Origin of the sequence: Parafrankia elaeagni (assembly GCF_000374165.1) — a bacterium.
Classification (GTDB): Bacteria; Actinomycetota; Actinomycetes; order Frankiales; family Frankiaceae; genus Parafrankia; species Parafrankia elaeagni.
The window spans coordinates 61832-75907 of sequence record NZ_KB893716.1; the positions used below are offsets into that span (position 1 = coordinate 61832).

The 14076-nt window shown below is 71.6% G+C and carries 12 protein-coding genes and 2 pseudogenes; 3 read left to right on the forward strand and 11 right to left on the reverse strand.

Annotated features, from left to right (window positions below; translation table 11 throughout):
• Window positions 1-171 precede the first annotated feature (171 nt).
• From B207_RS0110465 to B207_RS0110485, 5 genes are read right to left on the reverse strand one after another with little or no spacing between them, the layout of a single operon-like run.
• A complete protein-coding gene (locus B207_RS0110465) occupies window positions 172-1275 on the reverse strand; it encodes a VWA domain-containing protein (protein WP_018636483.1) in 1104 nt (367 codons plus the stop codon).
• Complete coding sequence (locus B207_RS0110470; protein WP_018636484.1) at window positions 1275-2315, reverse strand: VWA domain-containing protein; 1041 nt, start codon at window positions 2313-2315, stop codon at window positions 1275-1277. Before B207_RS0110470 ends, B207_RS0110465 begins: the two co-directional genes overlap by 1 nt.
• A complete protein-coding gene (locus B207_RS0110475; protein WP_018636485.1) occupies window positions 2312-3199 on the reverse strand; it encodes a DUF58 domain-containing protein in 888 nt (295 codons plus the stop codon). Before B207_RS0110475 ends, B207_RS0110470 begins: the two co-directional genes overlap by 4 nt.
• The gene (locus B207_RS0110480; protein ID WP_018636486.1) at window positions 3199-4323 is read right to left on the reverse strand and encodes an AAA family ATPase; all 1125 of its coding nucleotides are present in this window, start codon (window positions 4321-4323) and stop codon (window positions 3199-3201) included. The genes B207_RS0110475 and B207_RS0110480 overlap by 1 nt, the downstream gene beginning before the upstream one ends.
• A 54-nt stretch (window positions 4324-4377) precedes the next feature.
• Window positions 4378-5184, reverse strand: coding sequence for a S1C family serine protease (locus tag B207_RS0110485; protein WP_018636487.1), 807 nt, complete (start codon window positions 5182-5184; stop codon window positions 4378-4380).
• Window positions 5185-5411: 227 nt separating this feature from the next.
• On the opposite strand from B207_RS0110485, the gene B207_RS0110490 reads away from it, so the two are divergent.
• Both B207_RS0110490 and B207_RS0110495 read left to right on the forward strand, forming a co-directional pair.
• Window positions 5412-6383: an aldo/keto reductase gene (locus B207_RS0110490; RefSeq protein WP_026310913.1), complete on the forward strand. Its 972-nt coding sequence runs from the start codon at window positions 5412-5414 to the stop codon at window positions 6381-6383.
• 55 nt (window positions 6384-6438) lie between these two features.
• The gene (locus B207_RS0110495; protein ID WP_026310914.1) at window positions 6439-7476 is read left to right on the forward strand and encodes an alcohol dehydrogenase catalytic domain-containing protein; all 1038 of its coding nucleotides are present in this window, start codon (window positions 6439-6441) and stop codon (window positions 7474-7476) included.
• A 154-nt stretch (window positions 7477-7630) separates the two neighbouring features.
• On the opposite strand, the gene B207_RS41290 is transcribed toward B207_RS0110495, so the two are convergent.
• The 5 genes and pseudogenes from B207_RS41290 to B207_RS42810 form a co-directional block, all read right to left on the reverse strand.
• A complete protein-coding gene (locus B207_RS41290) occupies window positions 7631-8008 on the reverse strand; it encodes an SDR family oxidoreductase (RefSeq protein WP_230204962.1) in 378 nt (125 codons plus the stop codon).
• A 23-nt stretch (window positions 8009-8031) separates the two neighbouring features.
• A pseudogene (locus B207_RS41295) lies at window positions 8032-8580 on the reverse strand (SDR family NAD(P)-dependent oxidoreductase); the annotation flags it as partial.
• The gene (locus B207_RS0110505) at window positions 8577-8990 is read right to left on the reverse strand and encodes an amidohydrolase family protein (protein WP_018636492.1); all 414 of its coding nucleotides are present in this window, start codon (window positions 8988-8990) and stop codon (window positions 8577-8579) included. The gene B207_RS0110505 and the pseudogene B207_RS41295, both read right to left, overlap by 4 nt.
• Window positions 8991-9103: 113 nt before the next feature.
• A complete protein-coding gene (locus B207_RS42805) occupies window positions 9104-9427 on the reverse strand; it encodes a class I SAM-dependent methyltransferase (protein WP_084692091.1) in 324 nt (107 codons plus the stop codon).
• 29 nt (window positions 9428-9456) lie between these two features.
• Window positions 9457-9537, reverse strand: a pseudogene (locus tag B207_RS42810) (integrase); the annotation flags it as partial.
• Window positions 9538-9872: 335 nt separating this feature from the next.
• Between B207_RS42810 and B207_RS33410 the strand changes: the two are divergent.
• The gene (locus B207_RS33410) at window positions 9873-10811 is read left to right on the forward strand and encodes a bile acid:sodium symporter family protein (RefSeq protein WP_018636494.1); all 939 of its coding nucleotides are present in this window, start codon (window positions 9873-9875) and stop codon (window positions 10809-10811) included.
• Window positions 10812-10820: 9 nt separating this feature from the next.
• Here the strand turns inward: B207_RS33410 and B207_RS0110520 are convergent, their stop codons facing one another.
• On the reverse strand, window positions 10821-14021 hold the full coding sequence (locus B207_RS0110520) for a BTAD domain-containing putative transcriptional regulator (protein ID WP_026310915.1): 3201 nt from the start codon (window positions 14019-14021) through the stop codon (window positions 10821-10823).
• Window positions 14022-14076 lie beyond the last annotated feature (55 nt).

Below are 14076 nucleotides of genomic sequence, written 5' to 3' on the forward strand. Positions count from 1 at the left end.
CGTGGGCACGAGCCCGCACGGTGACCGCGCCCCGCCGGGACGGCGCTGGCGTCAATGTGCGGCGACTACTCCCGGCGACGCGGCCATCGCCTCAGGAAACCCGAGTCGCGGGTACACAGCGAGTCCTTGCTGAAAGGGGTAACAGCAGGGACTCCCAGATCGCCGGTGATGTCACCTCGGACGGCCCGAGGCGACGGGCGGTGGGCTGCGTACCCGGTTCCACCACAGGGAGAGAGCGAGGGCCGCGGCGACGAGGAGGCCGCCGATGCCGGCGAACCAGGCGGCGATGTCCCGGTGCTCGTGCGTCACGGTGATGGTGCGGGGCAGGGCGGTCAGGGCCTCCTCGAGCTGGCCCGCGTTCTGCGCGCGATAGTACGTACCGCCGGTGGCTCCCGCGACCTGCCTCAGCGCGTCCTCGTCGATGATCAGCGGGTTGCGGTCGAAGCGGCCGCCGCCCCCGCCACCGAAACCACCGCCACCGAAACCGCGGCCGCCGAAACCGCCGAAGGCGTCATCGCCCAGCTGGGAGCTGTCGCACACCATCGGCGCCGGCGTCGCCGTGCCGAAACCGATCGTGTGGACCCGCAGGCGGCGCGCCGCGGCCTCCGCCGCGGCGGTCTGCGGGTCCACGCCCTGGGTGTTGGCACCGTCGGTGAGCACGACGATGACGTCCGCCGCGTACTCGCCGCCGGCGGCGGCCGGGCCGAGGTTCGTGCCGGTGGGGGCGACCGACGGATCGACGTCGGCGATCGCGTCGATGGACGTCAGGATCCCCTGGCCGATGGCGGTGCCGCGGGACGTGGTCAGGCTCGTCAGCGCCGCCAGCAGCCGGTCGCTGTCGTCGGTCGGAGGGACGAGCAGGCCGGCGACGCCGGCGAAGGTGACCAGGCCGATGCGGGAACCGCCCGGCTGGGCCCGGATGAAGTCGGCGGCCGCCTCCTCCGCCGCGGTGAGGCGGTTCGGGGCCACGTCGGTGGTGCACATCGAGCCCGAGACGTCCAGCGCCAGCAGGATCGTCGTCGCGTTGGCCGCGACCGGAACGCTCGCCTGCGGGCGGGCCGCGCCGACACCGAGCGTGGCCAGTCCCAGCACGAGCAGCGCGGCGGGAACGCGGCGGCGCCAGCGCGTCCGGCCGGGCAGCGCGACCCGGACCAGCGCGAGTGACGTCACCCGGACGGCGGCGCGGCGCCGCCGTCGCCGGCCCCACCAGGCGACGGCGGCCAGCAGCGGGAGGGCCAGCAGCGTCGCCAGCGCCCAGGGCCAGGTGAGGGACATCAGACGACCCTTCCGGTGCGCAGGATCGTGAGGACTCCGCCCGCCGCCAGGAGCAGCAGCGCGAACGCGGTGAACGCACCGGCCAGCGGCAGATCCTCGTTGTGCGTGGTCAGCCGCAGGTCGATGGCCGAGGCGACCCCGTCAAGCTCGGAGGCCTGCTCGGCGGGGTGGTAGGAGCCGCCGGTCGTGCGGGCGATACCGGTGAGGGTCTCCTCGTCCAGCGCGGTGTGCAGCTGGTAGCCGTCGACCTCGACGGTTGCGCCCGCGGCGGTGCCGACACCGACCGTCTCGACGTGCACCCCGGCGGCCTGGGCAGCGATGGCCGCCGCCTCGGCGGTGCCCCCGGCGGGACCGGCGGCGCCACCGGTGCCACCTCCCCCACCGGCACCCCCGCTGGCGGTTCCGCCGTTGCCGCTGTCCTCCCCGTCGGAGAACAGCACGATGGTCGCCGAGCTCCAGTACCCGAGGTCGGGCACGGTGCCGTCCGGGCCTGGCCGGACAGTTCGGCCCGTGATCGCTGACAGCGAGGTGAGGATCGCGTCGGAGAGGGACGTCCCGCCGGCGAGGCTCAGCCGGTTGATCGCCGCCGCGGCGGCGGCGTGGTCGGCGCTGGGCTGGTGTGTGGTGAGCGCGCCGTCCTCGAAGGCGACCACGCCGACGTCGACGCTGTCAGGCTGCGCCTCGACGAACTCGACCGCGGCCCGCTTCGCCGCGTCCAACCGGGTGGGCGTGAGGTCGGTGGCGCCCATGCTGTTCGAGACGTCGATGGCGACGATCACCGTCCCGGCCGCCCGGGAGACGGGGACGGAGGCCGCGGGCCCCGCCGCCGCGACCGCGAGCACGGCGATGCCCGCGAGGCTGAACCAGACCCCGGCCTGCGGGCGGCGCCGGCCGGACGAGGCGTTCACACCGGGCGAGGCGTCCACGCCGGCCGCGGCCAACGCCGCCCGTCGTCGGCGGGAGGCCCGCGTCACGGCGACGGCGAGTGCAGCCACGACCGCCACACCGACGACGAGCAGCCAGGGAGTGGAGAGGGTCACACCTGCCTCCGTCGGGTGCTGGCCACGACCCCGACGAGGGAGGAGAGCAGGTCGCGCCCGGTGTCGATCCGGTGCAGCGGGACCCCGGCGCGACGCATGCCGGCGGCCAGATCGGCCTCGCGTTCCGCCACGGCGTCGCGCAGGCGGGCGCGCAGCAGCGGGTCGCTGGAGTCGATGAGGATCTGCTCGCCGGTCTCGGCGTCCTCGACGAGGACGAGCCCCGCGTCGGGCAGGTCGTCGTCAGCCGGGTCCACGACGCGTAGCGCCACGACGTCGTGCCGGTGCGCGAGCTGGCGCAGCGGCCTGTCCCACTCGCCGGTGCCGATGAAGTCGGAGATGACGACCACCAGCGAACGGCGCCGGGCCAGCCGTGCGGTGCCGGCCAGCATCGCGGCGACGTCGGTGGTGTCCGTAGCCGGTGGTGCCGCGGCCGTGCGCTCGAGTTCGCGGCCGATGCGCAGGACCTGCCCGCGGCCGGTACCCGGGGGCACCACCCGAGTCGTGGCACCGTCGTGGAGCAGCGCGCCGACCCGGTTGCCGCCGCGGCCGAACAGCCGGGCCACGGTCAGCGCCAGCTCGGCGAGGACGTCGTGCTTCGCCCGGCCCGGGGCGCCGACCGTCATGGACGCCGACCGGTCGAGCACCAGCCACAGGGTGAGCTCACGGTCCTCGTGGAACTGGCGCACCTGCGGCTCGTCCAGCCGGGCGGTGGCGTTCCAGTCGATGCGGCGGGCGTCGTCCGCCTCGTCGTAGGCTCGCAGGCCGGCGAAGTCGAGGCCCGACCCGCGGTCCGCCGTGCGGAACGCACCGAGCACCCGGCCGTCGAGGCGGCGGACCACCTGCCACTCCAACCGCAGCAGCAGGCGGTCGGGCGCGCCCGCCATCAGCGGTCCCGCAGCGGGACCTCGGGCATCGGCACGGCCTGCAGCACCCCGGCGACGACGGTGTCGGGCGCGACGTCGTCGGCCAGTGCCTCGTACGACAGGGAGACACGGTGCCGCAGCACGTCGGGAGCGAGCTCGCGCAGGTCCTCCGGCACCGCGTAGTCCCGCCCGCGCAGGAGGGCCAGCGCCCGGGCGCCCAGCACGAGGGCGATGGACGCGCGCGGGCTGGCGCCGTGGGTGACGTACCTGTCGAGGGTGCCCAGCCCGACCGTTCCCGGCGACCGGGTCGCGGCGACGACCCGTACCGCGTAGTCGACGATCGCCGGGTCGACGTACACGTCCTGGACGCCGGCCCGCAGCCGCACCAGATCCTCGGGGGCGAGGATCGCCTGGGTCGCCGCAGGCGGCCGCAACGCCCGGTCGACGATGGCGTGCTCCTCCACCGGGGACGGGTAGCCCACGAGGACCTTCATCATGAAGCGGTCGACCTGGGCCTCCGGCAGCGGATAGGTGCCTTCGGACTCGATCGGGTTCTGGGTGGCCATGACCAGGAACGGGTCGGGGACGGCGAAGGTCTCGCGCCCGATGGTCACCTGACGCTCCTGCATGACCTCCAGCAACGCGCTCTGCACCTTCGCCGGGGCACGGTTGATCTCGTCTGCCAGCAGCAGGTTGGCGAAGACCGGGCCGAGCTTCGTCTCGAACTCGCCGCTGTGCGGGCGGTAGACGCGGGTGCCGACCAGGTCGGCGGGCAGCAGGTCCGGGGTGAACTGGATGCGCTGGAAGGTCCCCCCGACGGCGGCCGCCAGGGACTTCACGGCCAGTGTCTTGGCCAGCCCCGGCACGCCCTCGACGAGCAGGTGGCCACCGGCGAGCAGGCCGACCGCCATCCGCTCCAGCAGCACGTCCTGGCCGACAATCGTGCGTTTGACCTCGAACAGCAGCTGCTCGAGCGGGCTGCCCGGAACGGAGGCACGGGGTACCTCGGCTGCCGCGGGCGCTGCGGGTGCCATCGGCGATGCGGGAGCCGCGCCGGCTCGCAGGCCGGCGTTGCTCCCCGCCCGTCCGCCCGCACTGCCACGAGGGCTGCCGCCCGCCCACCCGGCCTGGTTGTTCGGTGTCATGATCCTCCCGCTACCTTTCCTCGCCTCTGTTGGCGTCAGGTCCGCGTGCTGGCGTCAGATCTGCGGCCCGCGGCCCTCGCCGGAACCGCCCCCGCCGAGGGCGCTGCCGATGGGCACGGCGAAGGCGATTCCGGCGAAGGCGTCGTCCTGTCCGGGGTCCGCGATGGAGACGACGATGCCGACGACCAGGCCCTCCGCGTCCAGCAGTGGGCCCCCCGAACTACCGGCGTTCACCGAGGCGTCGAACTGGATCAGGCCCGTGAGCGTGCCGCTGTCCGTGGTCGCGGTGCGGCCGACACCGGAGATGACACCGGACGAGACACTGTGGGCCAGCCCCAGCGGGTTGCCGACCGCGACCACCTCGCCGCCGACCGCCACGCGGCCGCCGAGCGTCGCCGGCACGACCGGCTGCGGCAGGTTCGCCGGGACGAGCGTGGCGATGTCCGTCTCCCGGTCGGCCGAGGCGACGGTGGCGGTGGAGCGGGTGCCGTCGGCGAACAGGAGGCTGACCGCGCCGCCGTCGGCGATGACGTGGTTGGCGGTGAGGACCGTGCCGTCGTCCGCCGCGATCACGCCGGAACCCAGCGAGCCGCGGTCGGTCCGCACCATCACCACCGAGGGCCCGATCCGCTGGTAGATCTCCGCGACGGCGGGCGCCGCGCTCGGGCCGGGACTCGGCGACGCCGCAGCGGCGGGGCCGGCATCCGGTGCCACCGGGCCGCCCGCGGGCCGCACCGCCAGCACGGCGACCGCGACGACCAGCGCGACGATGACGACACCGCCGGTGACAGCCAGGATTCGGGCGCCACGCGACCCGAACGCCTGCCCGTCGGCTGTGTGGGGCTCTGACCCGGATGACACATCCTGAAACTAGGGGCCGCATCTGAACGGAGCCTGAGCAATTGCTGTGTATCCGGCAAGGCCGGGCCTTATGTCCCCGCCGGGTGCAGCCGGGGGCGGGAAGGGGATACCGCCGTTACCTGGCAGGGCAGGCCCTCCCAGGGACGGCGAGGCTGCGGAAGAGTCGGTGCGGCCACGGCACCGACCACCGCACGGCACGGCGCGACACCGGAGAAGGAGAAGCGACCATGAGGCACGTCAGACTGGGCACGTTGGACGTCTCCCGCATCGGCCTGGGCGCTATGGGGATGTCCTTCGGCTACACCGGCGCGGGCAGCGACGACGAGGAATCCATCCGGACCATCCACCGGGCCCTGGAGCTGGGTGTCACCCTCGTCGACACCGCCGAGGTCTACGGGCCGTTCACGAACGAGGAGCTGGTCGGCCGAGCGCTGAAGGGGCGCCGCGACGGAGTTGTCCTCGCGACGAAGTTCGGCATGATCTCCCACACCGGCCGCGCCGGCCTCGACAGCAGCCCCGCCAACATCCGCGCCGCCGTCGAAGGGTCGCTGCGCCGCCTGGGCACCGACTACATCGACCTGTACTACCAGCATCGCGTCGACCCGCGCACTCCGATCGAGGACACCGTGGGCGCCCTGTCCCAGCTGGTCTCCGAGGGCAAGATCCGTCACGTGGGCCTGTCCGAGGCCGGTGTCGGCACGATCCGCCGCGCGCACGCCGTCCACCCGATCACCGCGCTGCAGTCCGAGTACTCGCTGTGGACCCGTGATCCCGAACCGGCGGTGCTGCCGCTGCTGCGCGAGCTGGGCATCGGTTTCGTGCCCTACTCACCGCTGGGCCACGGCTTCCTGACCGGCCACCTCCGCTCGGTCGACCAGCTCGACGACAGCGACTGGCGCAGGACCAACCCGCGGTTCACCGGGGAGAACTTCCAGCGCAACCTGCGTATCGCCGACGAGGTCGCGGCCGTCGCCACCGAGGCCGGCGCCACCCCGGCCCAGGTGGCGATCGCCTGGCTGCTGGCCAGGGGGGACGACATCGCCCCGATCCCCGGCACCAGGCGGGCCGCCCGCGTCGAGGAGAACACCGCCGCGGACAGCCTGACGCTCACCCCCGCGCAGATCGAGCAGCTCGACCGGCTCACCCCGCCGGCCGGAGACCACCACAACGAGGAGCAGATGCAGATGATCGACCACTGACCGTGGCGGTCCAGCCGCACCACCTCCCGATCTCGATCACAAAGGAAACCCCATCATGCGAGCAACGTTCATGTACGGAGCCGGTGACGTCCGTGTCGAGGACGTCGCCGACGCCAAGCTGCACGAGCCGACGGATGCCGTGGTCCGGGTGGTACTGGCGTGTGTGTGCGGGTCCGACCTGCACCCCTACCGCTCCATGGCCGCGACCGACGACGGCGTTCCCATGGGGCACGAGTTCCTCGGCGTCGTCGAGGAGGTCGGCAGGGAGGTGACCGGCCTGGCACCGGGTGACTTCGTCGTGTCCCCGTTCGCGGTCTCCGACAACACCTGCGCGTTCTGTCGCGAGGGGTTCCACACCGCCTGCGTGCACGGCGGCTGGTACGGCGCCGGCGGGATCGGCGGCGCGCAGGCCGAGGCGGTGCGGGTCCCGCAGGCCGCCGGCACGCTCGTGAAGATCCCCGGCGGCGTCGACGAGGCGCTGTGGCCCTCACTGCTGACCCTGTCGGACGTCTACCTCACCGGCTACCACGCTGCGCACATGGGCAGAGTGGGTCCGGGCAGCACTGTCACCGTGATCGGCGACGGTGCGGTCGGCCTGTCCGCGGTCCTCGCCGCCAGGCAGCTCGGCGCCGAGCGGATCATCCTCATGGGCCGGCACACCGCCCGCACCGACCTGGGGCGCGACTTCGGCGCCACCGACGTGGTCGCCGAACGCGGCGACGAGGGCGTCGCGAAGGTCCTGGAGCTCACCGGCGGCGAGGGCAGCCACATCGTGCTCGAGGCCGTCGGGCACATGCCCGCCTACGAGCAGGCCTACGGCATCGTGCGACCGGGCGGGATCATCTCCCGGGTCGGCGTGCCCCAGTACGAACAGGCACCGGTCGGGTTCGGGTCGCTGTTCGGGAAGAACGCCACCCTCACCGGCGGCCCCGCCCCCGTACGCGCCTACATCGAGCAGGCGCTGCCCCTCGTCCTCGACGGCCGCATCGACCCCGGGCGGGTCTTCGACCGCACCGTCGACCTCGACCACGTCGCCGACGCCTACCAGGCGATGGACTCCCGCGAGGCGCTGAAGGTCGTCGTCCGTCCCTGACCCGGCACCGCACCGCACCGCAGCACCGTGAGGCGGCACCGCAGCCCAGGTCGTCGACCAGGTTCTGAGCCGCGCGGGAGAGCAGCCCTCCGTTACGCCCACGAACGCCTGGTGGCCGGGCGGTGCGCTGGCCACCAGGCATCCGGCCGGCCTGTCAGACGGGCAGCAGGGTGTGCCCGGCCTGGGTCGGGTTGAGCCCGACGCTGAACCGCTCGGCGCGTTCTCGCAGCGTCGCGGCGGCAGCGTCCCGGCCGAGCATCAGGCAGTACTCGCCGGCCTGGATGCCGCGCAGGACGTCGTCGGCGAGTTCGTCAAGCGGCTGGATCGGAATCTCGGTGCCGGCCCTGGCCGCCGACTCGACAAGAGTCGCCACCGTCGTCGCCGGTGTCGCCCGCGGTTTCTCCCGAGCCAGCTCCGCCGGCCGGTTGCGGTCGGAGGTCCACAGCCCGGTGTCGAGCAGGCCCTTGCCGGACGGCAGGAACAGGGACACGCCGATCGGGTGGCCCTCCTCCCGAGCTGCGCGCCGAGGCACTCGGTCAGGATCGACACCGCCGACTTGCTCGCCGCGTACACTGACGCGCTCGGCATCGGCGCGACCGCGCCGTCACCGGATGATGTGTTCACCACGTGCCCGGGCTCGCCCGAGGCGATCATCCGCGGCACGAAGGCGCGGATGCCGTTCGCGACACCGTAGACGTTGACCCCGAAGGTCCACCGCCAGTCGTTCGGCGTCGTCTCCCAGACCTTGGCCGACGGCGGCCCGACCCCGGCATTGTTCACCAGCACGTGTGTCCGGCCGTGCCGGCGGAACACCTCCTCGGCCAGTGCCTCCACCGAGTCGGCGTCCGACACGTCAGCGACCATGCCGCTGATCTCGGCGCCGGTCCGCGTGCGCAGCGCCTCGACGGTGGCGTCGAGTGCGTCCTTCTCGATGTCGGAGAGCACGAGTACGGCACCAGCCCAGGCGAAGGCCTCGGCCAGCGACCTGCCGATGCCGGCCGCGCCACCGGTGATCACGACGATCTTCCCGGCGAAGTCCGTGATGGTCGGGCGCGGCGCGCGGCCAGTGCCATCGGCCGGGGCCGGAGTGGCTGCCGCGCTCACGCTGCCGCCCCCTTGCCGTGGACGCCCTCGACCGTCATCCCGATGCGCTCGACCACCGGCGCGAGCTTCTCGAGGTCGAAGCCGTACAGCTCGGCGGCGTTCAGTCCGAGGATGCGCCGGGTGTCGGCCTCCGGCACGTCGCCGAACCGGTTCCGAAGCCATTCGCGGGTGTGCGGCCAGGTTCCTTCCGGGTGGGGGTAGTCGTGACCCCACATCAGCCGGTCGACACCGATCTCGTGGCGCCGCGACACCTTGATGTCGCCCATGACCGACGACGCCATCCACACGTTGCGCCTGTAGTAGTCGGACGGCTTCATGCTCATGCCGTCGCGGAAGGTCTTCGGCCCGAACTTGCGGATCGAGTGGTCGCCCTCCCACTTCGCGTCCATCCGGGACAGGATGTCCGGCACCTCAGAGCCGCACGCCTCCGGTACATCGGACCGTGCTGACGGGTCAGACGGTGCCGGAGAGCCCGCAGGAGCGGCAGCCCGCTCCGGGGCCGCCAAGGATCGCGGTCAGCGCACTACTGAACTTTAATGCGTGGAGTCACGCTGACCACAGATCCTCCCAGGCCAGGCCGGTTTCGGCGAGGAATCCCAACAGCAGCGCGGGTCGGTACTGCAGCCGTTTCAGTCCGTTTTTTGGCCGCAGCCGCGAGCATGCTGTCGGAGCTGTCGACGGCGACTACCTCGGCATCCGGAAATCGTTCGAGAAGAGCCTCGGTGACTCGACCAGAACCACATCCTGCATCGAGCACCCGCGTGATCGGCGTACCGGAAATCCTGTCGAGAACATCTAGGCCCCACCGATGCTGGGGGGCTCGCAACCGTGCCATAATGCTCACCATTCCACACGTCAGCAACACTCCTTCGCCTGGTTCGCGTTGCTCGTCGCGAAGGTCCGCAACGGTCCGAACTGGGCCTCGATCGGGTTCACCCACGACGCGTTCGTCGGGGTCGACTGCCTCAGTTGACGACGAGTGAATTGCTAGTGGACCCGTTTGCGGCAGGATGCCGGGAGGCATTCAGTATCCGTCAAGTACTCGGCTCCAAACTGATTCCTGGCGACGGCGACGGTCATGAGAAACCGATACTGAACGGTACGCCAGGAAGGGCTCACCTCGATGACGTGCTCCTCGGCGATGTGCCGCCGCGACCGCCGCCCGATGCCAGCCGGCCAGCGACCGAGCGACGTGTGCACGCCGCGGGAGCCGTCCGGCGCCCCGGTACGGCGAGCCGCGGAAGCACCGGCCCAGTCTGCGATCCGGCCACGGCATACTCGAGGAGGTCGCCATGGTTCCCACATTGATCCTGGAAAGTCTGCCCTTCGCCCTCGGAACCGTCATGCTCGGTCTGGGGCTCGGCCTGACCCTGGAAGACTTCCGGCGGGTAGGCCGGCATCCCAAGGCGGTCGGGGTCGCGCTGTTCTGCCAGGTCGTGCTGCTGCCGGCGATCTGCTTCGGCCTGGTGCTGGCCTTCCGGCTCCCGCCGGAGCTGGCGGTCGGCTTGATACTGGTCGCGGCATCGCCGGGTGGCCCAACAGCCAACCTGTACAGCCACCTGTTCGGCGGAAACGTCGCACTGAACATCACGCTCACCGCAACCAACTCGCTACTGGTGGTAGTAACCCTGCCGATCGTGGTGAACCTGTCGGCCGGGTACTTCCTGGCCGACGCGGCCGCGATCGGGCTACAGTTCGACAAGATTCTGCAGGTCTTCGCGATCGTGCTCGTGCCGGTCGCGGTCGGGATGCTTGTGCGCGCGTGGGCACCGGAGGTGGCGCGGTGGCTCAGCCGCCCCGTCCAGGTGCTGTCCGTCGTGGTCCTCCTCGGGGTCATCTCCGCTGTGCTGTACGGGCAGCGGGACAACCTCGCCGACTATTTCCTTTCGGTCGGGCTGGCCGTGTTGGTCTTCAGCATCGTGAGCCTGTTGATCGGCTACGGAGTGCCGCGCCTGGCCGACGTCGACCACCGCGCGGCCATCGCGGCCGGGTTCGAGATCGGCATTCACAACACCGCGCTCGCCATCACCGTCGCGCTGAGCCCAGCTTTGTTGGACAGCGCCGAGATGGCCATCCCGGGTGTGGTGTATGGCATTGTCATGTTCTTCACGGCGGCCGGGTTCGGCTGGTTGACCACCCGTCGAACTCAGCCAAGCCTGTCGACGCCGCGTCGGTCGAATGCCAAGCCAGCCGCCAGGAATACCGGCGGCATTCGGCGTTCTTGGTCCTGAGCCGCGCGGTCAAAGCTCGGCTAGGAACTTCTCGGCGCGGCGGGCGAAGAGGTAGGACTCGCGTTCGTCGGACCGCTCGCGGGCCTTTCCAGCGGCGGCTCGGACGTCGTCAGCGGGTTCGCCGCGGGCATGGAGCAGGCGCGCCCGCAGCAGCAGGACAAGTCCTTCGGCGTAGCACTGGCCGTAGGCATCGAGGGCCCGATCCGCTCGGCCGAGGGCGTTGCCCGCCTCGTCCGGTCTGCCCGCGACCAACCACATTTCGGCGATCAGTGCGTGGTAGTACGCGACGCCCCATCGCGGTGGGTCAACCAGCGTCCCGGCCAGGAGCTGTTCGGTCTCCGCCGCGATACCGGCCGGGTCGTCGCCCGTGAGGGCACGGGCCCAGTACCAGTTCAGCCGGATGTAGTTCTCCTGCTGGATGGCGGCGCGGCCAGGGCCTACAGCCACCCACCGCTCGATCGTGCGCATCACCCAGCCCGCGTCGCCGGCCATCGACGCGATGGTGGTGATGTAGTACGCCCAGGTCGCGACCGCGTACGGGTCTTCGGGGCCGTTCCACTTGGCGATCAAGGATCCCGCCGTGTCGACGTCACCGTGGAGCGCGGTCACGACGGCCAGCCAGCCGGGCCACTCACCCGAGACGTCACGCCGGATCGGCGTCTCGCTATGCGGCGAGACAACCCCGTCGAGAAGGGCGGGGTTGTTCCTCCTGAAGCAGCGGTATGCCTCGCCGATGTTGCCACAGTCCCACTGATGCAGGCCCCAGGCTTGCCGTCCGTACACCTGGACGACCGGATCGGATGACGCCTCTCCTTGTTCAGACAGCCGGCGGACCAGGCGTTCGCGGTCCCACTCGAGGAAGGTGTAGGCCCCGAACAGACGAGCGAAGAGAAGGCCGGCGGCCTCGACCTCCCGGCCGAGCTGGCGCGCCAGGAGTTCCGCACGCTCCAGCAGATCGAACGTCGTGCCGCCGAAGCCGGCTTGCCGACGCGGGGCGATGGCGAGCAGCGAAAGGGCGGACAGCTCGAGCTCCGGCAGCCCCGCGGCTCGTGCGATCTGCGCGGCCGATTCAAGGTGCCGATCGGCGGCCGCGAACGCGAGCCTGGTCGCGGCGCGGCGGCCGGCGCGCTTCAGCGCCTCCACGGTGCGAACCGGGTTGGCGAGAGGGCCGGCGGCAGAGAGGTGGTAGGCGAGGCGTTCGGCGATCGACTCGTCGTCGGTTTGGCTTTCCTCGAGCGCATCCGCGACGCGTAGGTGCAGCCGGACGGCCTGCTGATGCGTCGTCGTCTCGGTGACCGACTCGCGAACTATGTCGTGCGCGAAGCGCCACGAGAACGAGTCCTGCGAGTCCGACACGAGCAGTCCGAGCGCACGCAGCGGTTCGAGGCGTTCGAGGCAGTCCACGATGTCGACGCCGGCGACACAGGCGAGCAGGCCGAGGTCGACGTCACGGCCGATGAGCGCGGCGACTCGCAGCAGGTCGCGACCGTCGTCGTCGAGACCCGCCATCCGATCGCGGACGACATCTCGGACGGTGGACGGTACCCCGGCGCGGGCCGACGCGTCGCCGCCGAGCGCGCCGCGGCCGAGGAGGAGCCGTGAAAGTTCGCGGACGAAGAAGGGATTGCCGCCGGTGCGCACGTGGATGGTACGGGCGACGTCCGCGCCGGGTTCGTGGCCGGTCTCGCGACGGATGAGCTCGGCCACGTCGGTCAGGCCGAGCGGGCCGAGTCGGATCCTGCGGTGGCTGGACAGCCGGCTGGCGGAGGCCAGTACTCGCGAAAGGTCGGAGCCGGGCACAGGTGCGCGGTCGCGAAGGGCGCCGATGATCGCGGTGCGGGCGGGCAGCCGGCCCGCCAGATGGCCGAACAACTGGAGCGAGGCGGCATCAGCCCATTGAAGGTCGTCCATGACGAGCAGCATCGGCCGTTCCGCGGAGGCCTGGTCAATGACGGTGACAACCTGCTCGAACAGATGGAACTGGGCCCGGCCGCCGGAAACCGGCGGTGCGGCGTCGTCATATCGAGATTCGAGGAGACTACCGACTTCGCTGGTCAGCCATTTCTCCCGCGTCGGCGCGGGCAGACTGTCGAGGACAACAGTGAGCGCCTGCTCCCACGGCCACATTGATGGGGTTCCGTCGCCTTCCAGGCAGAAGGCCCAGACGACGAGCGCTCCACGCTGGTCCGCGGCGGCAGCGGCCTGCTCCAGCAGGCGCGTTTTACCCACCCCCGGTTCACCCTCGACAATGGTGAGCCCGATGCGGCCGGCGAGCGCCTCCTCGACGGTCCGCCGCAGCACGTCGAGTTCCTCGCCCCGGCCGACCAGGCCGGCCGCCCGCCTCGCCGATGCGCGTTCGTCCTCGCCCTCCCGGCTCGCCACCACGGTCGACCGCGGGGCCGGCGTCAGCACTCGCAGGTGCGCGGTCCGCAGCGCCGGTCCGGGGTCGATGCCGAGCTCCTCGGCGAGTCGGTCGCGTACCGCGTGAAACACGGACAGCGCCTCCGCCTGCCGTCCCGCGGCGCCGAGGGCGGTGATGAGGCTGGCCTGTACAGGTTCGTGGAACACGGCCATCGACGCGGCCAGTTGCAAGGGCGGGATAACCCGCATCGGTTGACCCAATGCCACTGCCAGTTCGGCCGCCGCCACGCACGCGGCCTGGAACTCGTCGTCGAGGGCCGTCAGGACCGGAGGCGCGGCCGATCCGTGAAAAACGCCGTCCCCGGCGGGGCCCTGCCAGAGGCCGAGCGCTTGGACGTAGTGTTCGAGCGCCACTTCGCGGGATTGCTCGGCGAGAGCCGCCCGGGCCGCCTTGCCGAGTTCCCGGAACGTGACGAGGTCCAGCGTGCCGGGGCCGGCGGTGAACACGTACCCGTTTCCGCGGCGGTGCAGGTACGTTCCAGCTTCCCGGGCGGGCAGCCCGGGTTCGAGCACCCGCCGCAATCCCCCGATGTATTTGTGGATGACGTTGAGCGCGCTGGCGGGGACGTCGTCGGCCCAGATCAGGTCGATCAGTTCACTCGTGCTCACCGGACGGCCCGCGCGCGCCAGAAGCAGCGTCAACAGTTGCGCCTGCTGACGGGGGCCAACGTCGAACTCGACGCCATCACGCCAAAGCCGCAACGGGCCGAGAATCTGCAGGCGTGACGAGCCGGCGTCGACCGGCGGATTCCCGCCGTCGGGCCGAACGGGAAAGGCTGGCCCAGCCACGTCCTGTCGACTCCCGGATGGCCTGACGGCTCGGTCTGCTCGCAACCTGGTCTGC